Origin of the sequence: Vibrio sp. Vb339, from assembly GCF_902751245.1 — a bacterium.
GTDB classification, from domain to species: Bacteria; Pseudomonadota; Gammaproteobacteria; order Enterobacterales; family Vibrionaceae; genus Vibrio; species Vibrio coralliirubri.
Window position 1 is genome coordinate 1,028,920 of the sequence record NZ_CADDIS010000002.1, and the last position, 22,139, is coordinate 1,051,058.

The following is a 22,139-nucleotide window of genomic DNA, read 5'->3' on the forward strand; positions in this document are numbered from 1 at the left end:
ATAGCTCAATAAGCCAACAGAGCAATACGCAGAACAATACGCAAAACCAACGATTTGATAACGGTCATCACGGCTTAAAAGACCGATGACTTAATAGAATTATTACCAATATTGAACACTTTAAGAGTAGGAATACCATGAAGGCATTTTCAAACATCATCCAAAGACGCGATTGGGAAAACCCACAGTCTGTGAATATCCACTGCCTTAATGCGCACAGCCCATTATCAAGCTACCGCAACCTTAAGCACGCTCGAGACGGCATTGAGTCACAACGTAAATCTCTTAATGGACAATGGAAGTTCAAATACTTTGATGCACCTGAACAAGTTGACGGTGAATTTATCGAAACAAGTTTCAATGACTCACAATGGGACGAGATTACCGTACCATCGAACTGGCAAATGCAAGGCTACGATAAACCTATCTACGCCAACGTAAAATACCCATTTGAAGTGAACCCACCGTTTGTACCGGCAGAAAACCCAACCGGTTGTTACCGCACTCAAATTACGTTGACTAAAAATGACCTAAAGAACACCCAACGTATTATCTTTGATGGCGTCAATTCCGCTTTTCATCTTTGGTGTAATGGCAATTGGGTTGGTTACAGCCAAGATAGCCGCTTACCTGCCGAGTTCGACTTAACTCAGTATCTAACGGTTGGCGACAATACGCTTTCTGTCATGGTGATACGTTGGTGTGATGGTAGCTATTTAGAAGACCAAGATATGTGGTGGCTAAGCGGTATTTTCCGTGATGTGACCTTACTAGCTAAACCAAAGCAGTGCATTGAAGATGTGTTCGTTACGCCGGACTTAGACGCATGCTATCGCGATGGTTCACTGTCTATTGTCACCAAAATTACGGCACCAGACACTTACCAAGTTCAGGTTCAACTGTTTGACGGTGAAAACGCAGTGACTGAGCCACTTATCGATCGCCCTCATAATCGACGAATTGACGAGCGTGGCACCTACGATGATGTGGTATTCCAAACTATTCATGTTCGAGATCCGAAGAAGTGGAGCGCAGAAGTTCCTAACCTTTACCGAATTGTCGTGTCATTGCTTGATTGGCAAGGTAACCACATAGAAAGTGAAGCTTATCAAGTTGGCTTCCGTAAAGTCGAAATGACAGACGGTCAGCTAAAGCTAAACGGCAAACCGCTATTGATTCGCGGCGTCAACCGTCATGAGCATCACCCAGAGTTGGGGCATGTGATGACAGAAGAAGACATGATCAGCGATATCTGTCTAATGAAGCAGTACAACTTCAATGCTGTGCGCACCGCCCACTACCCTAACCACCCACGATGGTACGAGTTGTGTGACGAATACGGTTTATACGTGTGTGATGAAGCGAACATCGAGACCCATGGCATGCAGCCTATGAATCGCTTGTCTGCGGATCCACAATGGGCACATGCTTATATGAGTCGTTACACGCAAATGGTCATGCGTGATAAGAACCACCCTTCTATCATCATCTGGTCTTTGGGCAACGAGTCAGGGCACGGCAGCAGCCACAATGCGATGTATGCTTGGTCGAAACAGTACGATCCTTCTCGCCCGGTGCAGTATGAAGGCGGTGGTTCAAATACCACAGCTACCGATATCATTGCGCCAATGTACGCACGCGTTAACAGCACTATCGAAGACGATGCTGTACCAAAATGGTCTATCAAGAAATGGGTTTCTCTGCCTAACGAGCAACGCCCGCTTATTCTTTGTGAATACGCACACGCAATGGGTAACAGTTTAGGTAGCTTTAATGATTACTGGGATGCATTCCGAGAATACCCTCGTCTACAAGGCGGTTTCATCTGGGATTGGGTTGACCAAGGATTAAGCCAGTGGGATGAAAACGGTGAACACTTCTGGGCTTATGGTGGAGACTTTGGCGACATCATCAACGACCGTCAGTTCTGCATCAACGGTTTGATCTTCCCAGATCGCAGCGTACACCCGACCTTGGAAGAGGCGAAATACTGCCAGAGAATGATCAATGTGACGTTAGCAGAGCAAACTGAAGATCAATGCAGCCTAACGGTAACCAATGAAAACCTGTTCCGAGCGACTGACAATGAGATCTTACGCTGGCAATTGCTCGAAAATGGCATCGTGATTCAATCGGGGCAACAAGTCTTATCGGTTGCTGAAGATAGTAAACAAGAGCTGGTCATTGACCTTGCTTTCACGCCAAAAGCACAAGCCGAATATCATCTCAACACCGATATTACTCTGACTCATTCAACCAAGTGGGCAGAAGAAGGCCATGTTTGTGCGACGGAGCAATTTGCTTTACGTAACCATGCTGGCTTGCAATTCCCTAGCACGGCAAATGCTTTGGCTCCCCAGTTACATCAGCAAGACAATAAAGTGGTCGTGTCTAGCCTAGATGAAACACATCAATGGCAATGGGATACAGAGAGTGGATTGTTGACCCACTGGATCGTTGATGGACAACCGCAAGTTATCAAGGCACCTGTCGATAACTTCTATCGCGCGCCACTTGATAACGATATTGGTATCAGTGAGATAGACAACATCGACCCAAATGCATGGGCTTGTCGCTGGGAACTTGCAGGCATTGGTCAATGGGAACGTCAGTGTACAAGTTGTGTCGTGCAAGCACTCGCAGACTCAGTACAAGTGACGTCAGTATTTGCCTACCAATTTAATGGCCAAATCCAAGCGATTACAAAATGGCAATACACCTTAAATAACCTAGGCGAAATGAACATCGCGGTTGATGTCACTTTAGCTGGTCACTTACCGCCGATGCCGCGCATTGGCCTTGAAATGGAGCTGCCTTTACCACTCGAAACAAGCAATGAAACTCCAGTTTCTTGGCAGGGATTAGGTCCTTTTGAAAACTATCCAGACCGTTTGACTGCTGCGCGATTCGGTTTACACAAACAAACACTGGATAAGATGCATACGCCGTATATATTCCCAACCGATAGCGGATTACGTTGCGGAACCAAAAACTTGAATGTTGGAAATATCAGGATCGAAGGCGAGTTTTCATTCAGTGTGAGTCAGTACAGCCAGCAACAATTAACGGATGCTAAGCATACCAATGACCTGACTCGTGAAGAGAAAATCTATGTACGCGTTGATCACCAACATATGGGCGTTGGTGGTGATGATTCTTGGAGTCCAAGTGTTCACCAAGAGTTTCAACTCACAGACAATCAATACCGTTATCAGGTTACGCTAACAAGCGCATCGTAAGTAGATTCGGGCCAAGTGGTTTGATCTAAAGCCACTTGGTTCCCTATTACTTTGGGTTACCTGTGATGACCTTACTTCACGCGACAACAGCTCATACGACAGCAGTTCAAACGACAACAGCCCACACGCCAATGTGACTCAAAAGCCAAGCTCAAACCTAGAGCTTGGCTTTTTATTTTCAAACTAATCAGTCAACCAAAAATAAACCATCAAACCTCGTCATATTTGATGTTTAGTATTTGAATTGCCTAACTATCCGTTGTTAAATGTCCAACCATCAGCACACAGCATTATATTCAGAATAAGAGAGCGGAATGGCTACCATTAAAGATGTTGCGAAGGAAGCAGGCGTATCAATCGCGACCACCTCTCGAGTAATCAACAATGCACCTCACACCAGTGAAACCGCAATTGCGGCGGTAAAAGCCGCTATGGAAAAACTCGGCTATCGCCCAAATGCCAACGCCCGTGCATTAGTCAGCAAATCTTCAAACGCGATTGGTGTACTGGTTAATGATGTTTCTGCCCCGTTCTTCGGCTCGATGATCAAAGCCATTGATACCGTGGCAAGTGAGCAAGAAAAGCAGTTACTGATTGGCAGTGGCTACCATGACGCCACCAAAGAGCGTAATGCGATTAACCTGCTTATCAACAGCCGCTGCGAATCACTCGTGGTTCATAGCAAAGGCATTAGCGACGAAGAGCTGGTCAAGCTAGCGAATGAAGTGCCCGGCATGGTGCTGATCAATCGCATTGTTCCCGATATCGAAAACCGCTGTATTGCTCTCGACAACCGCCGCGGCTCTTACATCGCGACAGAGTATTTGATTAAAAACGGCCACAAACACATTGGCTACATCTGCTCGAGTCACGATATTGAAGATGCTCACGACCGCTTAGGTGGCTATTTGGATGCATTGAAAGATCACGGTATTGAATCGAACGATGAGTACATCGAATATGGTGAACCTGACGAGCTAGGCGGTGAGCAAGCCATGGTTAACTTAATGGCAAAAAACACAGATATCACAGCCATTGCAACGTATAACGATTACATGGCAGCAGGCTGTTTGGCGTTATTACAAGAAAATGGCGTTCGTATTCCAGAAGATATATCAGTTATTGGGTTTGATGACGGCCACATTGCTCGCTTCATCTACCCTCGATTGACCACCATTCGTTACCCAATTCAAGTCATGGCTAATCAAGCGGTTAAGCTCTCTCTGCAACTCGCAAGTGACGAGCCAAAAGAGCACCCGGAACATAAGCTATTTATGCCAATTTTGGTGCGCAGAGCCTCTGTTAGAAACATTAATTAAAAAAGCTCAGCTCCATAAAGACTAAGTCATTTCGTTCCTCGACATTTTTTACAACAAAGAAAATAAGATTGATTCGGTGAGTTATCATTGAGTTAATCTTATTTTTCATTCCCCGCAAATACCCACCTATACTTAACCTGATCCATCTTAATCAAACGGTTACCCGTTGATTTTTTCACCAAGTGTCTAAATCCCTAGTGATCCTTGGTTGTTATTAGGTGAGCAAAGCAGGATAATATCGGGATCGGAATCTCAAGAATTAATCCATTATGACCGAATACCTTTTGTTGTTGGTTGGCACAGTGCTAGTCAATAACTTTGTGCTAGTGAAGTTTTTAGGACTATGTCCATTTATGGGAGTCTCCAAGAAACTGGAGACTGCGATTGGCATGGGCCTCGCGACGACTTTCGTTCTAACGTTAGCGTCGGTCTCTGCATACCTAGTAGAAACCTACATCCTTACCCCTCTGGGTATTGAATACCTACGTACCATGAGTTTCATCTTGGTTATCGCGGTGGTTGTTCAATTTACGGAAATGGTGGTTCACAAAACCAGCCCGACTCTTTATCGCCTGCTGGGTATCTTTCTGCCTCTTATCACCACCAACTGTGCGGTATTAGGTGTGGCACTTCTGAACATCAATGAAAACCACAACTTCATTCAGTCGATCATCTATGGTTTCGGCGCAGCGGTGGGTTTCTCTCTTGTATTGATCTTATTTGCTGCAATGCGTGAACGTATTGCGGTTGCTGATGTTCCAATGCCATTCAAAGGCGCATCGATTGCGATGATCACAGCTGGCCTAATGTCTCTGGCATTTATGGGCTTTACTGGGTTGGTGAAATAAGCATGAGTACCATTTTAATTGCGATCATTGCGCTAGCCGTTTTAGCCGCTGTTTTTGGCGCTATTTTGGGTTTTGCTTCTATCCGTTTTAAAGTTGAAGCTGATCCTATCGTCGATCAAATCGACACCATTTTACCGCAAACTCAATGTGGCCAGTGTGGCTACCCTGGTTGTCGCCCATACGCAGAGGCGATCGCTAACGGAGACAAGATCAACAAATGTCCTCCGGGCGGCCAAGCAACCATTGAGAAGCTAGCAGATTTAATGGGCGTAGAAGTTGAAGACTCCGCTCATGATTTAGATAACAAAGTAAAAACCGTTGCCTTCATTCACGAAGATATGTGTATCGGCTGTACCAAGTGTATTCAAGCCTGCCCTGTTGACGCCATTGTTGGTGGCACCAAGGCGCTGCACACAGTAATTAAAGATGAATGTACAGGTTGTGATCTATGTGTCGCACCGTGCCCTACTGACTGTATTGAAATGATTCCAGTGGCAACAACGACTGAAAATTGGAAATGGCAGATGAACATCATTCCTGTTACTGATATCACTAACCAAGCGACTGATGCGGCTGCGTCAGAGCCTAAAGCATAGGGTTAGTATGATCTCTTTAATTGAACAAATTCGCACGGGCTCTATTTGGAACTTCCCTGGCGGCGTGCACCCTGCTGAAAACAAGAAACAGTCGAATACTACTGATATCGTCCATGCAAGGCTTCCAGAAGAAATCGTTCTTCCTGTGAAACAGCACATCGGTAAGCCAGGTAACCTATTGGTTGCTGCTGGCGACACTGTGCTAAAAAGTCAGCAACTTACTGCCTTAGATACAGGTTTTACGTTACCTGTACACGCACCAACATCGGGTGTGATTACCGCTATCGAACCTCGAACCACCGCTCACCCTTCAGGCTTGAGCGAAATGTGCGTGGTTATTAAACCTGATGGCTTAGACACTTGGATTGAAAAAAATCCAGTTGAAGATTTTTCAACAAAGACTTCTGATGAACTGCTAGATGTGATTCGCCAAGCTGGTATTTCGGGCATGGGCGGCGCAGGCTTCCCTACGGCTAAGAAGCTTCAATCAGGCTTAGGTCGTACCGACATTTTGATTGTCAATGCTGCGGAATGTGAACCTTACATCACCTCTGATGACAAGTTGCTTCAAGAACATGCCGACGAAGTATTAAAAGGCATCGAAGTGGTTGAACACATTCTTCAACCAAAGCTGACGGTTATCGGCATTGAAGACAACAAACCAGACGCGATAAAAGCACTTGAGATTGCAGCGAAAGACAAAGATATCGTCATTCGTGTTATCCCAACTAAGTATCCTTCTGGTGGTGAGAAACAGCTAATCAAGATCCTCACCAACAAAGAGGTTCCGGCTGGCGGTATTCCAGCAGACATTGGTGTTTTGGTTCAAAACGTCGGCTCTCTTTACTCAATTAAGCGAGCGGTAATCGACGGTGAACCAGTGGTTAACCGCGTGGTGACTTTAACCGGTAAAACCTTTAAGCAACCTCGTAACGTTTGGGCACTATTAGGTACACCTGTACACGAGTTACTTGAAGAGTTTGGCTACAAAGCGGATAAAAAACTGCCGCGTTTAATTTTGGGCGGCCCGATGATGGGCTTTACCTTGCCACACGCCAATGTGCCAATCACTAAAACGTCGAACTGTATTTTAGCGCCAACGCGTCGTGAGATCTCACCAAGTACTTACGAGATGGAATGTATTCGTTGCAGCGCGTGTGCTGAAGCTTGTCCTGCGTCTCTACTTCCTCAACAACTTCAATGGCATGCAAAAGCCAACGAGTTGGATAAGTGTGAAGAACTGAATATTAAAGACTGTATTGAATGTGGTGCTTGTGCGTTTGTCTGCCCAAGTGAAATCCCTCTTGTTCAATACTATCGCCAAGCGAAAGCTGAAATCAAAACAAGAAAAGACGAAGCAACAGCTGCAGAGCGCGCCAAGATTCGTTTCGAAGAGAAAAACGCTCGTATGGAGCGCGACAAAGCAGAACGTGAAAACCGCTTCAAGAAAGCTGCTGACAACCGTCGTAAAGATATGAAGTCTGCGGATGGTGATGATGCGATTGCAGCTGCGATTGCTCGCGTTAAAGCGCAAAAAGCCGCGGCAGACCAAACACCTAATGCAGAACCAGCCGTGAAACCTGCGGTAGCCGCTGCGATTGCTAAAGCAAAAGCAAAGCAAGCTGCGGCTCAGAAAGCGGATGGCGCTGAACCAGACAACTCTGAAATGTCGAAATTGCGTGAAGAACGTAAACGACAAGCTCGAGAGCGCAAGGCACAACAGGCTGCAACTGATACTCCTGCAGAAAGCTCAGGTGATGGCAAGAAAGATGCTGTCGCTGCTGCTATAGCTCGCGCTAAAGCCAAGAAAGCCCAACAAGCAGGTTCAGCTTCCGAGGCTCCGGCTGAAAGTACTGGTGATGCCAAGAAAGACGCCGTTGCTGCGGCTATTGCTCGCGCTAAAGCCAAGAAAGCTCAACAAGCGGAATCAGCTTCTGACGCTCCGGCAGAAAGCTCTGGTGATGCCAAGAAAGATGCCGTTGCTGCGGCCATTGCTCGTGCTAAAGCCAAGAAAGCTCAACAAGCGGAATCAGCTTCTGACGCTCCGGCAGAAAGCTCTGGCGATGCCAAGAAAGATGCTGTCGCTGCAGCCATTGCTCGCGCTAAAGCCAAGAAAGCTCAACAAGCGGAATCAGCTTCTGACGCTCCGGCAGAAAGCTCTGGCGATGCCAAGAAAGATGCAGTTGCTGCGGCTATTGCTCGTGCTAAAGCCAAGAAAGCACAACAAGCAGGTTCAGCTTCCGAGGCTCCAGTTGAAAGTACTGGCGACGCTAAAAAAGACGCCGTTGCTGCAGCTATCGCTCGTGCTAAAGCGAAAAAAGCCCAACAAGCAGAATCAGCTGCTCAAACCGAAAGTGAAGCTCCAGCTGAAAGCTCTGGCGACGCTAAGAAAGATGCCGTCGCTGCTGCGATTGCTCGTGCTAAAGCGAAGAAAGCTCAACAAGCTAAGCAAGACGAAACGGCAGAAACTCCTGAGCCAGTGGTTGAAGTGGAAGCTGAAACTCAACAAGAGTCAGTCGATCCTAAGAAAGCTGCAGTTGCCGCCGCGATTGCTCGTGCTAAAGCCAAGAAAGCACAGCAGGCTAAGCAAGACGAAACAGCAGAAACTCCTGAGCCAGTGATTGAAGTGGAAGCTGAAACTCAACAAGAGTCAGTCGATCCTAAGAAAGCTGCTGTTGCTGCCGCAATCGCTCGCGCTAAAGCAAGAAAAGCACAGCAAGCGAAACAGGAAGAGTCAGCAGAAACGCCTGAATCTGTGGTTGAACCTGCAGTTGAAGTAAAGGCTGAAACTCAATCAGAACCCGTCGATCCTAAAAAAGCAGCCGTTGCTGCCGCTATTGCTCGTGCTAAAGCAAGAAAAGCACAGCAAGAGCTAGATAAAAAGAATAATGAGGAGAAAGAGTAGTGGCCTTCTTTATCGCCAGCTCACCGCACGCACACAGTCGTAGAAGCACCCCAGATCTGATGAAATGGGTCGCTATTTGTGCATTGCCAGGTCTACTAGCTCAAACCTACTTCTTCGGATGGGGTACGCTCATCCAGTTAGTATTTGCTATCGCACTTGCGGTTACCTTTGAAGCGGCAATCATGCTGCTAAGAAAGCGCCCACCAGTGATGGCGCTACGTGATTACAGTGCTGTTGTCACCGCTTGGCTACTCAGTGTCGCGATTCCTCCGCACTCTCCGTGGTGGATTCTAGTGATAGGTATGTTCTTCGCAATTGTCATCGCGAAACACCTATACGGCGGCCTTGGGCAAAACCCATTTAACCCAGCGATGGTCGCTTACGTTGTTTTGCTGATCTCATTCCCAGTTCAGATGACCAGTTGGAATGCTCCAGCTAGCTTAACGGCTGAAGCAACCAGTTTTGTTGACTCATTCTTGATGATCTTTACTGGCTTCAATAATGAAGGATTATCTCTACAGCAAGCTCGTTTAGGGATTGATGGCACCACAATGGCGACGCCACTTGATGCCTTCAAAACCGCATTAACGGCAGGCAACACAGCGTCTGAAGCTCTGTCTCAACCTCAATTTAGCTGGTTAGCTGGCGTGGGTTGGGAATGGGTAAACCTTGCTTACCTTATTGGTGGCTTAGTGCTTATCAAGCAACGCGTGATTCAATGGCATATCCCAGTAGCGTTTCTGGGCAGCTTGACCCTATTTAGCCTAGTGTTCTTGATGTTCACTCCTGGCGAGACCGCATCACCGACCATTCATCTATTGTCTGGTGCGACTATGCTAGGCGCATTTTTCATTGCGACCGACCCAGTTTCAGCATCAACAACAGTGAAAGGTCGCTTAGTGTTTGGCGCTCTGATCGGCGGTTTGGTATTTATCATCCGCAGTTGGGGTGGTTTCCCTGATGGCGTGGCGTTTGCTGTATTGTTAGCCAACATGTGTGTTCCACTGATTGACTACTACACCAAACCTCGTACATACGGCCACTAAGGGAGCGGATACCATGCTAAATGCAATTAAGAAAAACGGCCTTGTACTCGCAATTTTTGCGTGTGCTTCGACGGGTTTGGTCGCGGTAACTCACTACCTGACCAAAGATCAGATCAAACAACAAGAACAGGCTCAGTTACTGTCTGTTCTTAACCAAGTGATCCCACATGATCTGCACGACAACGAACTGTTTTCGTCTTGTACTTTGGTTCAAGCAGAAGAGCTTGGAACTGAACAAGCGATGCCAGCTTACATTGCTAAAATCAATGGTGAGCCGAGTGCGATTGCGATCGAGGCGATTGCCCCTGACGGCTACAACGGCGCGATTAAAGTCATTGTTGGAATGAAGATCGACGGTACTATTTTAGGTACTCGCGTGCTTTCTCACCAAGAAACTCCAGGTTTGGGTGATAAGATTGATTTGCGTGTGAGTGATTGGATTCTTTCGTTTGCAGGCAAACAAGTAACAGATTCTAATCTTGGCCGTTGGAAGGTTCGTAAAGACGGTGGTGACTTTGACCAGTTTACTGGCGCAACCATCACACCAAGAGCGGTCGTGAAGTCAGTCAAACAAGCGGTTCAATACGTTAACCAAAACAACCAAGCATTGCTTGCTCAACCTCTAAATTGTGGTGGTGAATAATGAGTGACCATAAAACACTGATCAAAAATGGCATGTGGGCCAATAACCCTGCCCTAGTGCAACTTCTTGGGTTATGTCCGCTGCTGGCTGTATCGTCAACAGTCACTAACGCACTTGGGCTCGGCATTGCTACCTTGCTTGTATTGGTCGGTTCGAACGTTGCTGTTTCGCTGGTTCGTAACCACGTACCAAAAGAAGTGCGTATTCCAGTCTTCGTAATGATCATTGCCTCGCTAGTAACGTGTGTTCAATTGCTGATGAATGCTTACGCGTATGGCCTTTTCCTATCTTTGGGTATCTTCATCCCACTGATCGTAACCAACTGTATCATCATTGGCCGAGCTGAAGCTTTCGCGTCTAAAAACGAAGTGCTACCTGCTGCTCAAGATGGTTTCTGGATGGGTCTAGGCATGACATCAGTATTGGTTGTGTTAGGTGCGATGCGTGAGGTTATTGGTAACGGTACCCTATTTGATGGCGCAGACCTGCTGCTTGGTGACTGGGCTTCTGTGTTACGAATCCAGATCTTCCAATTTGACAACAGCTTCTTGTTAGCCCTGCTTCCACCGGGTGCCTTTATTGGTGTTGGTTTCTTAATTGCTTTGAAAAACATCATCGATAACCAAGCAAAATCTAGACAACCCAAACAAGAAAAACCAGCCATTGAACGCGCTCGCGTTACTAATGCCTGATAAGTTACAGTAGCTTAAACCCTGCTGAGCAACTCAACCGCTCAGCAGGTAAATAGATTGACCAAGTACACATAATAATGACGCTCATAAGAGCGCGTAACCGATGATAAAGCCTGAACCATTGCGGAACTTGTTATTTTAAAACGAGTAAGTTTGAAAGAACTTCGCCGGAACTCAAGCCCTAACTATTTGAAAGTAATGTCGCTATGAACAATATAAAACGAGTAGAAATACTTGAGCGTTTAAGAGAAAACAATCCAAAGCCAGAAACCGAGCTTAACTGGAACAGCCCTTTCGAGTTGCTGATCGCCGTGCTCTTATCTGCGCAGGCAACCGATGTCAGCGTCAACAAAGCCACTGATAAGCTTTATCCAGTTGCTAATACACCACAGGCTATTTTCGACCTAGGTGTCGATGGCCTAAAAGAGTACATCAAGACCATCGGTCTGTTTAATTCGAAAGCAGAAAACACCATCAAGACGTGTCGTATGCTGCTTGACCTACACAATGGTGAAGTACCGGAAGATCGCGCTGCATTAGAAGCCCTTCCAGGTGTCGGTCGTAAAACAGCAAACGTCGTGTTAAATACCGCATTCGGTTGGCCAACGATTGCCGTTGATACTCACATCTATCGTGTATCAAACCGCACTAAGCTAGCGATGGGTAAAACCGTCGACGATGTCGAAGCAAAGCTACTTAAAGTTATCCCAAAAGAATTCAAACTGGATGTCCACCATTGGCTCATTCTTCATGGACGTTACACCTGTGTCGCACGTAAACCACGCTGTGGCAGCTGTATCATTGAAGATCTCTGTGAGTTCAAAGAAAAGAGCGAAGATTAGTCTTTCCGTTCACAACGATTAATCAATACGGCAGCGCTTAAAGCGCTGCTTTTTTGTTGCCACTCTCTAGAAGCTGCTTCTATATCAGTTTTCATTTCTAATTCTGCGCCCCCAAGATAACAGGCATAAAAAATCCCGCCTTTGATGGCGGGATTCAGTTATTTTGCTAAGAAGTCTGTCTTAGATAAACTTCACTTTAGTCACTTCTTTGATAGCAGATAGAACAAATGTTGGTACTGCTGCAATGAAGATTAACGATATTAAGTGATTAAACTCTAGTGCTTCTGTGCTGAATACCAGCTGGCCGAAGCTTGTGTACACAACGCTTAAAGACAAGATAGCCGATACTGCCACCGCACCAAGTAGGTAGTGGTTAGTGAACGGATTCTTACGATAAATCGTTGTAAACGTACGTGCATCGAACAAGCTCCAAAGTTGAGCAAAGATCAGTGTTAAAAACGCAACAGTTTGTGCGTATTGAGCACTGTAACCACCGTCGAGTGCGTAAGAGAATGTCACAAAGCTCAGACCACCTAATGCGAGACCACGAGTTAGGATACGTGCGCCAAGACCATTAGAGAAGAAGCCTTGGTCACGTTTGCCTGGCTTACGCTCCATGAGATCTTTCTCTTCTGGCTCAACACCAAGTGCGAGTGCTGGTAGACCATCAGAAACGAGGTTAACCCATAAAATCATTAGTGGAGTTAGCGGAAGTACTACATCTGGTCCCATGAGTAGGAATGCAAATAGGATTACCGAAACCTCACCCACGTTCGCTGTAAGTGCTTGGCGGATAAACTTACGTAGGTTATCGAAAATTTGACGACCCTGACGTACCGCCTTCACGATAGTACTGAAGTTGTCATCCAACAGGATAAGGTCACCTGAGTCTTTCGCAACAGACGTACCAGTAATACCCATCGCAACACCAATGTCTGCACGACGCAGTGCTGGCGCATCGTTCACGCCGTCACCGGTCATAGAGGCAACTTCGTTGTTCTCTTGCTGCGCTTTTACGATACGCAGCTTGTGCTCTGGAGTAACACGTGCAAATACTGCAACCTGAGAACAGATAGACAACAGCTTCTCGTCATCCATTTGGTCAAGCTCAGCACCCGTTACCACTAGATCGTCTTCGCTACGGATGATTCCGATTTCACGAGCAATCGCTGCTGCCGTGACTGCGTGGTCACCGGTAATCATTACCGTACGAACACCAGCGCTATAACAGCTATTTACTGCATCACGCACTTCTGGACGTGGTGGATCCATGATGCCATAGATACCCAGGATGCTGACGTCTTTTTCAAGCTCAGGGAAATCTAACTCAAGCTCTTCTTCTTTTAATTCACGGAAACCAACGGCAAGTGTACGCAGAGCATCACCACCAAAGGTTTGGATTGCCGCTTCAAAGTCTAAATGAAGTTCTTGAGACGGTGCGGTATCGAGAGCCAAGTTGCCTGAAACTTCACAGCCAACCGTTGGTACGAAACCACCGTCAACCATGAAGCTGGTTGATTTACCAAGAACAACATCTGGCGCGCCTTTCAATGCTAGGAAGTGCTTACCTTGTGGATCACGAACGATAACAGAAGCCATCTTACGACCAGAATCGAACGGGAACTTCTTAACAATTGAGTAGCCACCCGTTGATAGCATTTCATCTTGTTTAAGACCTGCTTTTGCAGCTGCAACAATTAGTGCACCTTCTGTCGGGTTGCCACGAACCGTCCATTTACCATCAGCATTTACATATTCAGCATCGTTACAAAGTGTTGCAACAACAAGACCTTTCATCATTGCAGGGCTGTTTGTCGCTTCGACATTGTGACCTTTGGTAATGAATTCACCCTTAGGATCAAAACCTTTACCTGATACATCCCAGTAACGACCAGACACATCGTACGCTTTCATTACCTGCATTTGGTTTTGTGTTAGCGTACCTGTTTTATCTGAACAGATAACGGTTGTAGAACCAAGCGTTTCGATTGCTGCTAGCTGTTTAGCCAAAGCATTATTCTTAACCATCTTAGTCGAGCCCATCGTTAATACGATAGTAACCACCGTTGGTAAGCCTTCAGGAATAGCGGCAACCGATAAAGAGATACCTGTTGTTAGGATTTCTAACCATGGCATACCGTGGTAAACACCGATAGCACAAACAATAGCAACAACCACAAGAGCAACAACCAATAACGCGAGTGCGATGGTGTCCATACGCTCTTGCATTGGTGTTTTCGTCTCTTCCGTTTGGTTCATCATATCAGCGATGTGACCAACTTCAGTTTGCATACCTGTGCTTGTTACAACAGCAAGGCCTGTACCTGTAGTCACGATTGTTGTCATGAAGCCCATGTTCTTCTGATCGCCAAGACCAAGGGTCTCATCTTCAAGGCGTTCAGACTGCTTGTTCACTGGCTCAGATTCACCGGTCAGTGCAGCCTCATCTACCGTCAGACGGTTTGACTCAAGAATACGAACATCAGCAGGCAGAATATCGCCGGTATTAATTTTGATGATGTCACCAGGAACGAGGGTTTTAGCTGGTACACTGATCCATTTACCATCGCGCATCACTTCGGCTTCTGGAGCTGCCATTTCTTTTAGCGCTTCCATCCCTTTCTGAGCTTTAAATTCTTGCCAGAACGCGATACCAGTATTGATAAGGATAATCACTGCAATAGCAATAGCATCAATCGCGTGGCCAGTAGACCAAGAAACGATTGCACCAACAGCTAGAATAAAAATCAGTGGGTTTTTATATTGATGAATATACAGTTCCCACGCAGAAGCTGACTCTTGTGCAGTCAGTTCGTTAGTGCCGTGCTTCTCTAAGCGTGCATCCGCTTCAGAAGTTGATAAACCTGTCGTTTGATCTGCGTTCAGTTCGTTTAAAACATCTGAACTTTGTTGTGTAAACCATTTACTCGTCATTTGAGTACTCCACATCAATGCCTCACGACGAGGCTAATGTAATAAAATAATACTTATTCTTATATGATAGAAAAAATCGCACAAATCAAAAGTGAATATTTAATCGATTTGGTGCGCTTGAAAAACTATATAGTAAGGATTGTCTATTTAGCAAAGATCGCAAAAGATACACTTGATACACACTTGACAACTACTTTGAAAACACAACCACATCAAACATCAAACATAAAACAAACAATACAAGCCCAAACTATTGTTAAAAAAAGATAAGTACAAAAAATAGACACCCTTTGAACTTTCGTAAAAATCATTGGTTATTAGCGTATTTTATCGAAAATTCCTTAATAACGAAGTAAAGCATCGGAATAACCTTTCTATAAACAGGGATATGTTGGCGTAATCATAAATTGATAAAATGGAAAGTTAGATGCCAATTGTAAAAACGAAAGGAAATCAGCAACAAGATGGAGATATAAGTCACAATTCAACAACCAAGGTCATTCTTGGCCATTACAAAAAAGACCAACACTCAAACTTACTATTTATGCAAAACTGCAAATTAAGTGCTAGTGACTGACAAATTAATAAGGCCGTTGCCCTTTAATTTCTTGTAATACAAATAAGAAAAAGGTAGAGGGGGAGAGTAAGATAGATGATGAGAATAAGAAAATATGACCAAACTCATCATCTCTTTGGTGTTGCTTATGAGCTTGCTCATATATAGTGCTATAAAAGAAACAACCAATAACAAGCTAGGAGCAAATCATGTCAAACGGTCGTATTTTACACACCATGCTACGCGTGGGTGATCTAGACAAGTCTATCGAGTTCTACACCAATGTAATGGGCATGCAGCTATTACGTAAGAACGAAAACAAAGAGTACAAATACACACTGGCTTTCGTTGGCTTTGGCGACGAATCTCAAGGCGCAGTGATTGAGCTGACTTACAACTGGGGCACCACGGAATACGATCTTGGCTCTGCTTTTGGTCACGTTGCTATCGGTGTTGATGACATCTACACAACGTGTGATGCGATTAAAGCAGCTGGCGGCAACGTAACGCGAGAAGCGGGTCCGGTTAAAGGCGGCTCTACACACATTGCGTTCGTTAAAGATCCTGATGGCTACATGATTGAGCTGATTCAGAACAAACAAGCAAGCGCAGGTCTAGAAGGTTAATTCCTTAACCTCTTTGAGAAGTTGAGTTTGAACGCCTGATGAAATGAAAAAAGAAGTGAGCACTATGCTCGCTTCTTTTTTATCACTCTCCCCATAATCGATATTCTTTACTAGGGCTTGTTGATGTTTTGCGGTTGAGTTTTGTTCGAGATAAAAGCGTTTTAATCGCGGCGAGGGAGAAGTAGCCTAGTCATTTTAAGCAAGTCTCCCTCAACAAAGAGAAAAACGCTTTTTGCCGAACCCTTTGGGCAGCGTTTGCTGGTTATTAACGACTACGTTATCAACTTCTCTTACAAAAAAACGACATATCAAAGCCTCATCCTTCCATATAAACCCAGCAACTCGCTGCAAAAACAAGCTCAAAAGGTCAACATGCCCTATATATTCTTAACAATCTCATTGATGAAACTTTACATGATAATGATTATCATTTAAATTAACCACCTATTGATTAATGAGGTAATACAATGATTAGCGAATGGGAAAAACACACGTTACTTGCCGATACTGCATTGCAGCTCGACGATCCTGTACGAAGTATTCTTCATTATCAGCAGGCTTTGAACTTAAGTGAAGAAATTACAGAACGCACCGATATTCAAGCCGATGAACGCTTACTGATTTCGGTGATTTCTTGCCACAATCTTGCTCAATTCTGGCGTTGGGCTGGCGACACTGAATATGAGCTCAAGTATCTTCAACTGGCTTCCGAAAAGGTACTCACACTGATCCCTCAGTGCCCTAATACTCAATGTTCAAGCTTTATCGATTCTATTGGTTGCTGTAAGAAAGCGCTGATCGATTTCATGAAACGCCACCCAAACCCTAAAATTGCCTCTATGGTTGAGAAGATCGATACCGCGACCAACTGTGAAATGATCGCCCGCTTCCGCTTGAACTAAACAAGTTCCGTTAAAACAACGACTCCAAATCTAAAACATAAAAAAGCCCGTCATCAAGACGGGCTTTGTCATTTCAAACGAGCTATTGTTTAGCTTAAACCTGTGTACGACCTAAAGAGATCACAACACGTCGGTTCTTATCTTTACCAATTGGCGAGTTATTGTCTGCAATCGTACGACGCTTACCATAGCCTTGTACTTGAATACGATCTTCTGGCAGGCCTAGAGATTTGAAGTATTCTCTTAACGATTCCGCTCTGCGCTCTGAAAGGTTTTGGCTAATCCCTTTGCTGTCGACAGAGTCGGTGTACGTTGCCACCAGCACAAGGTCGATGTCTTGGTTATAGCGAACGTAATCGGCAATCTGGCTCAGCCTTTTGCGGGACGATTTATTCAGCTGGTCGCTGTTGCGATCGTAATGCAAAATAGTGAAAGAGATATCTTCAAAGCTGTAAGGCAGCAGGTTAGCAACACAGTCACTGAACACATTGTATTTTTCTTGGAATAGCACTGACGACAACGACACTTCGATACGTTGATCTCGGCTCTGCCACTCTTGGTAGCTGAATGTCGGATAACGCCCTTTCTCTAACTCACTCAAGATGCCCCAAGCTGTTTGACCGCCGACATAACCGTCAAATTGCTGGAAGAACTTAATGGTTGTCATGCGATCAGCACTTTCACCCGGACGCCAAGGTGGCGGCATAGAGATCAAGCTTACATTGCGCGTCGCACCCATTGGGCGGCGCATTTTAAGCTCAAAGTCCAAAATGATTTTTTTACTCGCGCGAGATGAGAACTCAGCATCACCAAAGTTTGGAATTGGGTGGACCAAGCGGCATTCGAGTGGCGTGTTGGCCACCATCTCCCATGTCGACTGTTGAGGAGATGCTCCGTAACGCTTTTCCTGTGCCATGACTGATGACGACACAAGTAGCGAAAATAGCATTGAACCTGTTATGAGTTGTTTCTTCATAAAGTGGAGTATCTCTTAAGCAATTCGTTTAACAATGCAGCCAATTGCCGCATTTTTCTCTCACGTTTAAATATGCAATTATCAAGCCGCAATGGGTTAGGTAATTTATGATTTATTGCCCTTCCCTAGTTTTTATCACTGCTATTATCTGCAATAATGCAGCCTTAATCACACTTATTTGGGCTAACATGACTGTAGAAAACGAAGCTCTGACCCTAAAAAAACGCTTTCGTGGCTATTTTCCAGTGGTCATCGACGTGGAAACCGCAGGGTTTAACGCTGAAACCGATGCATTATTAGAAATCTGTGCCATTACATTAAAAATGGATGAGAACGGAGATCTGCACCCTGCATCAACGCTTCATTTTCACATTGAGCCTTTTGAAGGCGCAAATATAGAGCAGGCAGCATTAGACTTTAACGGAATTAAAGACCCATTTAGCCCATTACGTGGTGCTGTGTCGGAACAAGAAGCCCTTAAAGAAATCTACAAGCTAGTGAGAAAAGAACAAAAAGCTTCAGATTGCAGTCGCGCAATCATGGTTGCTCACAACGCTACATTCGATTTGAACTTCGTTAATGCGGCAAGTGAGCGCTGTAAGCTTAAACGCGTCCCTTTCCATCCATTTGCTACTTTTGACACTGCAGCTCTTAGTGGTCTTGCCTACGGTCAAACCGTTTTGGCTAAAGCTTGCCGCACTGCAGGGATGGAATTTGACAACAAAGAAGCACACTCTGCTTTGTATGATACGCAAAAAACCACAGAGTTATTTTGCGGCATTGTAAACAAATGGAAAGCCCTTGGTGGTTGGCCTCTTGTTGACGAAGAATAAAAAATAGAGTCGGTAAACGTTTTTTCGTATTGCCTTCATAAAAAACACAACATCCCGAGAATAATATGAATCCTGTTGTAATTTCAGTTTGCATCATGCTTGTTTTAGCTTTGATGCGTGTAAACGTAGTCGTTGCTCTGACGTTCAGTGCAATTATCGGTGGCGTAGCCTCTGGTATGAGCTTGAACGACGCAGTCGCGGCTTTCGAAAGTGGATTAGGCGGCGGTGCAACGATTGCACTTAGCTACGCTATGCTTGGTACATTCGCTGTTGCTATCTCACGTTCTGGTATCACAGATCTCCTTGCTCAAAGTGTTATCAAACGCATTCACGGCAAAGAGAACAGTGCAGCATCGACTGGTCTTAAATACGGCATGCTTGCGTCGTTGATCTTAGTGACCATGTCTTCGCAAAACGTGATTCCAGTACATATCGCCTTCATCCCAATCTTAATCCCACCTCTACTAGGCGTATTCGCAAAAATGAACCTAGACCGTCGTCTAGTTGCGTGTGTACTTACTTTTGGTCTGATTACGCCTTACATGGTGTTACCAATTGGTTTTGGCGGCATCTTCCTAAACAACATCCTGCTTAAAAACCTTCACGACAATGGTCTTGAAAACGTTGTAGCAAGCCAAGTACCTATGGCAATGTTGTTACCAGCAGCAGGCATGATCTTCGGTCTTCTTACTGCAGTATTCTTTACTTACCGTAAGCCTCGCCAATACAAAGAAACCTCTCACACGGTTGTTTCAACAGAAGTGAAAGAGATCAACAAGAAGCACATCCTAGTTGCAGCAGCGGGTATCGTAGCAGCGCTAACAGTTCAACTGTCGACGGGCTCTATGATCATCGGTGCTCTAGCGGGTTTCATGGTATTTACCTTCGGTGGCGTTATTGCTTGGAAAGAGACACAAGATGTTTTCACCAAGGGCGTTCACATGATGGCAATGATCGGTTTCATCATGATTGCTGCGGCAGGTTTCGCAGCAGTAATGAAGCAAACTGGCGGCGTTGAATCTTTGGTTGAAGCACTTTCAACAAGCATCGGCGACAACAAGCCTCTAGCAGCACTACTTATGCTCATCGTTGGTCTATTGGTTACTATGGGCATTGGTTCTTCGTTCTCTACGATTCCAATCCTTGCAACTATCTACGTTCCACTAGCAGCAGCATTTGGCTTCTCGCCAATGGCAACAATCGCTCTAGTAGGTACAGCTGCAGCACTTGGTGATGCGGGCTCTCCGGCTTCTGACTCAACATTAGGTCCAACGTCTGGTCTAAATGCTGATGGTCAACACGAGCACGTATGGGAAACCGTAGTACCGACGTTCCTACACTACAACATCCCGCTGATCGTATTCGGTTGGATTGCAGCCATGGTTCTGTAATTAGGTTCTGTAGTTAAAGAGCCCTAAGCTAACTTTTATAAAGACCGCCTCGTGCGGTCTTTTTTGTGTCTGGGATTCATTCCACTCTTCCTTCCTATCTTTTCAAACAAGCTAACCTTCTGAACCAACGTCACTTTCTATACATTATCCCATTCGCCTTGATATGCAACTTATGGCTATTCATCAAATTCACTTCTACACTTAAGTGTTTAATAAATAAGCCGCTAATTCATAGAGAATACCAATCACAGTAAGTAAATGATCAGAAATAGCGCAGGAAAAAGGTTCGAGAAAAAGGCAGATTTTTTGGTAAGTAGTTATTCTACAATCAAAAATTCTAACGCAGTTATCGAGCGTTTTAACCAGCTAGACTGATTAGTTATTTTCTACGATTGGTATAATAAAGCGGCAAGGCTCAATACGTCAGAAGGCTACTATATGGATATACTCGCCCGTTCGCGCTATCTCATCATTGATGACAGCAGTGTGATTCAAAGTGCAACACGCGCACTGCTTATCAAGCTAGGCGTACCGAACAATAATGTGATTAGTGCGTCTAATGCACAAAACGCGATTGAGGCATGCCGGGCACATCGGTTCGATATCTTATTGATTGACCACGATTTAGGTTCGGGAAGCAATGGCTTGCAGCTACTTGAGTTTTTGCAGCAAAAAGAATTGATTAGGCCACAAACGATTGTTTTTATCGTCACCGGTAATGACAGTCAAGACACCTTCTTTGGCTATGCTAACTTCGAACCTGATGGTTACTTGATTAAACCAATACGTGCCGATGACATCATCAAAAGAGTCACCTCTGCACTCTCTCGACAGCAATACTTTTCAACATTAGAGCAAGCCTATCTCAAGAATGGGCTCAACGCGGTAAAGCCGCTATTTGGACAAGCTCCTGACCCGTCAACATTGAAAGATGCCATTATCTATATGGCGAATATTCTGATAAAGAATCAACACCTCGATGAAGCACAAGCCATGTTAAATGGGTTGTTGCAACTCCATGATTACTTGCCTGCCAAGGTTAAGCTGGTTGAAATCCATATCGCTAAACAGCATTATCACGACGCCCTCAGTCAGATAGATGGCTTAATAGAAGACAACCCTCGCAATATCAAACTGCAGCAACTTAAGGTTAAGATCTGCTTAAATACTAGTGACTTCGAATCAGCCAGCACTCTCATTGAACAAGTGCTCACAGTAAATGGCAGTAACATCGAACTGACCAACACCATGGTTTGGCTTCAGCTACTCGATAAGAACGTCGAACAGGCAACTCTTTATCTCAAATCGCTAGCCCAATTAGTCCCGCATTCGATCTGGGATTCACCGGGTAAACGAGCACTTATCTTGTGGGCGGACAGTTTAACCCTCTCTCAAAAAGAGTTAGCACTTTGGAAGCCTGAAGGAGCTTGGCAAAGGCTCTCTCATTCTGAAAAGTCATTCGCACTCAGTAAACCGTTACTGAAACTTTGTCGTACTTTGCAACTCATTCAACTCGATCAACGTGAAGCTGCGAAAGAGCGATTAGAAAGCATTTCGATGAACGAGTTCTCAGACAATGATGTTGAAGCATTCTTCTTATTGGCATTGTGTTATCAAGCCTTGGGGCTACAGGACAAAGTTGATCAGACAAAGCGTCAAATTGAGGTTTATCTTAAAGCTGACCATACCAGCCTCGCCTTTTTACAACGCATGGCTTTGCAGCAAGCAGACAATTTTGCATTACCCACACTAACCAAAGCCCCTCTGGCCGCCGTTAGTTGAGCATGCCGT

General features: G+C 45.1%; 16 protein-coding genes. 14 read left to right on the plus strand and 2 right to left on the minus strand.

Annotation, left to right across the window (positions count from 1 at the left end; translation table 11 throughout):
• Positions 1-137: 137 nt before the first annotated feature.
• The 9 genes from HRQ85_RS13250 to nth all read left to right on the plus strand — a co-directional run bounded on the left by HRQ85_RS13250 (position 138) and on the right by nth (position 12,130).
• Positions 138-3,239, plus strand: a complete 3,102-nt coding sequence (locus HRQ85_RS13250) for a beta-galactosidase (RefSeq protein WP_172379817.1) — start codon at positions 138-140, stop codon at positions 3,237-3,239.
• A 314-nt stretch (positions 3,240-3,553) separates the two neighbouring features.
• Complete coding sequence (locus HRQ85_RS13255; protein ID WP_172379818.1) at positions 3,554-4,558, plus strand: substrate-binding domain-containing protein; 1,005 nt, start codon at positions 3,554-3,556, stop codon at positions 4,556-4,558.
• A gap of 269 nt (positions 4,559-4,827) precedes the next feature.
• On the plus strand, positions 4,828-5,406 hold the full coding sequence (rsxA, locus tag HRQ85_RS13260) for an electron transport complex subunit RsxA (RefSeq protein ID WP_004734039.1): 579 nt from the start codon (positions 4,828-4,830) through the stop codon (positions 5,404-5,406).
• A gap of 2 nt (positions 5,407-5,408) precedes the next feature.
• The gene (rsxB, locus tag HRQ85_RS13265) at positions 5,409-6,002 is read left to right on the plus strand and encodes an electron transport complex subunit RsxB (RefSeq protein ID WP_048611571.1); all 594 of its coding nucleotides are present in this window, start codon (positions 5,409-5,411) and stop codon (positions 6,000-6,002) included.
• Positions 6,003-6,009: 7 nt separating this feature from the next.
• Positions 6,010-8,907 (plus strand): electron transport complex subunit RsxC, encoded by a 2,898-nt coding sequence (gene rsxC, locus HRQ85_RS13270; protein WP_172379819.1) that lies wholly within the window; start codon positions 6,010-6,012, stop codon positions 8,905-8,907.
• Complete coding sequence (gene rsxD / locus HRQ85_RS13275; protein ID WP_050633736.1) at positions 8,907-9,953, plus strand: electron transport complex subunit RsxD; 1,047 nt, start codon at positions 8,907-8,909, stop codon at positions 9,951-9,953. The genes rsxC and rsxD overlap by 1 nt, the downstream gene beginning before the upstream one ends.
• Before the next feature lie 13 nt (positions 9,954-9,966).
• Positions 9,967-10,596: an electron transport complex subunit RsxG gene (rsxG, locus tag HRQ85_RS13280; RefSeq protein WP_172379820.1), complete on the plus strand. Its 630-nt coding sequence runs from the start codon at positions 9,967-9,969 to the stop codon at positions 10,594-10,596.
• Positions 10,596-11,288: an electron transport complex subunit E gene (locus HRQ85_RS13285; protein ID WP_172379821.1), complete on the plus strand. Its 693-nt coding sequence runs from the start codon at positions 10,596-10,598 to the stop codon at positions 11,286-11,288. Before rsxG ends, HRQ85_RS13285 begins: the two co-directional genes overlap by 1 nt.
• 206 nt (positions 11,289-11,494) lie before the next feature.
• Positions 11,495-12,130 carry an endonuclease III gene (nth, locus tag HRQ85_RS13290; RefSeq protein ID WP_172379822.1) on the plus strand — a complete coding sequence of 212 codons (636 nt, stop codon included), beginning with the start codon at positions 11,495-11,497 and terminating at the stop codon, positions 12,128-12,130.
• Between the two features lie 180 nt (positions 12,131-12,310).
• On the opposite strand, the gene HRQ85_RS13295 is transcribed toward nth, so the two are convergent.
• Complete coding sequence (locus tag HRQ85_RS13295; protein ID WP_048610520.1) at positions 12,311-15,064, minus strand: cation-translocating P-type ATPase; 2,754 nt, start codon at positions 15,062-15,064, stop codon at positions 12,311-12,313.
• A 765-nt stretch (positions 15,065-15,829) separates the two neighbouring features.
• Here HRQ85_RS13295 and gloA point away from each other — a divergent pair.
• Together gloA and HRQ85_RS13305 are read left to right on the plus strand one after the other, a co-directional pair.
• Complete coding sequence (gene gloA / locus HRQ85_RS13300; RefSeq protein ID WP_172379823.1) at positions 15,830-16,246, plus strand: lactoylglutathione lyase; 417 nt, start codon at positions 15,830-15,832, stop codon at positions 16,244-16,246.
• Between the two features lie 467 nt (positions 16,247-16,713).
• Positions 16,714-17,148 carry a DUF2753 domain-containing protein gene (locus HRQ85_RS13305; RefSeq protein ID WP_004734047.1) on the plus strand — a complete coding sequence of 145 codons (435 nt, stop codon included), beginning with the start codon at positions 16,714-16,716 and terminating at the stop codon, positions 17,146-17,148.
• 94 nt (positions 17,149-17,242) lie between these two features.
• Here HRQ85_RS13305 and motY read toward each other — a convergent pair whose 3' ends face one another.
• Positions 17,243-18,124, minus strand: coding sequence for a flagellar protein MotY (gene motY, locus HRQ85_RS13310; protein ID WP_172379824.1), 882 nt, complete (start codon positions 18,122-18,124; stop codon positions 17,243-17,245).
• 188 nt (positions 18,125-18,312) lie between these two features.
• On the opposite strand from motY, the gene rnt reads away from it, so the two are divergent.
• The 3 genes from rnt (at position 18,313) to HRQ85_RS13325 (ending at position 22,130) form a co-directional block, all read left to right on the plus strand.
• Entirely contained in the window at positions 18,313-18,957 is a 645-nt protein-coding gene (gene rnt, locus HRQ85_RS13315) for a ribonuclease T (protein WP_017061178.1), read from the plus strand.
• Positions 18,958-19,022: 65 nt separating this feature from the next.
• The gene (locus tag HRQ85_RS13320; protein ID WP_029235135.1) at positions 19,023-20,348 is read left to right on the plus strand and encodes a Na+/H+ antiporter family protein; all 1,326 of its coding nucleotides are present in this window, start codon (positions 19,023-19,025) and stop codon (positions 20,346-20,348) included.
• A 438-nt stretch (positions 20,349-20,786) separates the two neighbouring features.
• Entirely contained in the window at positions 20,787-22,130 is a 1,344-nt protein-coding gene (locus HRQ85_RS13325; RefSeq protein ID WP_172379825.1) for a response regulator, read from the plus strand.
• The last annotated feature ends 9 nt before the right edge of the window (positions 22,131-22,139 follow it).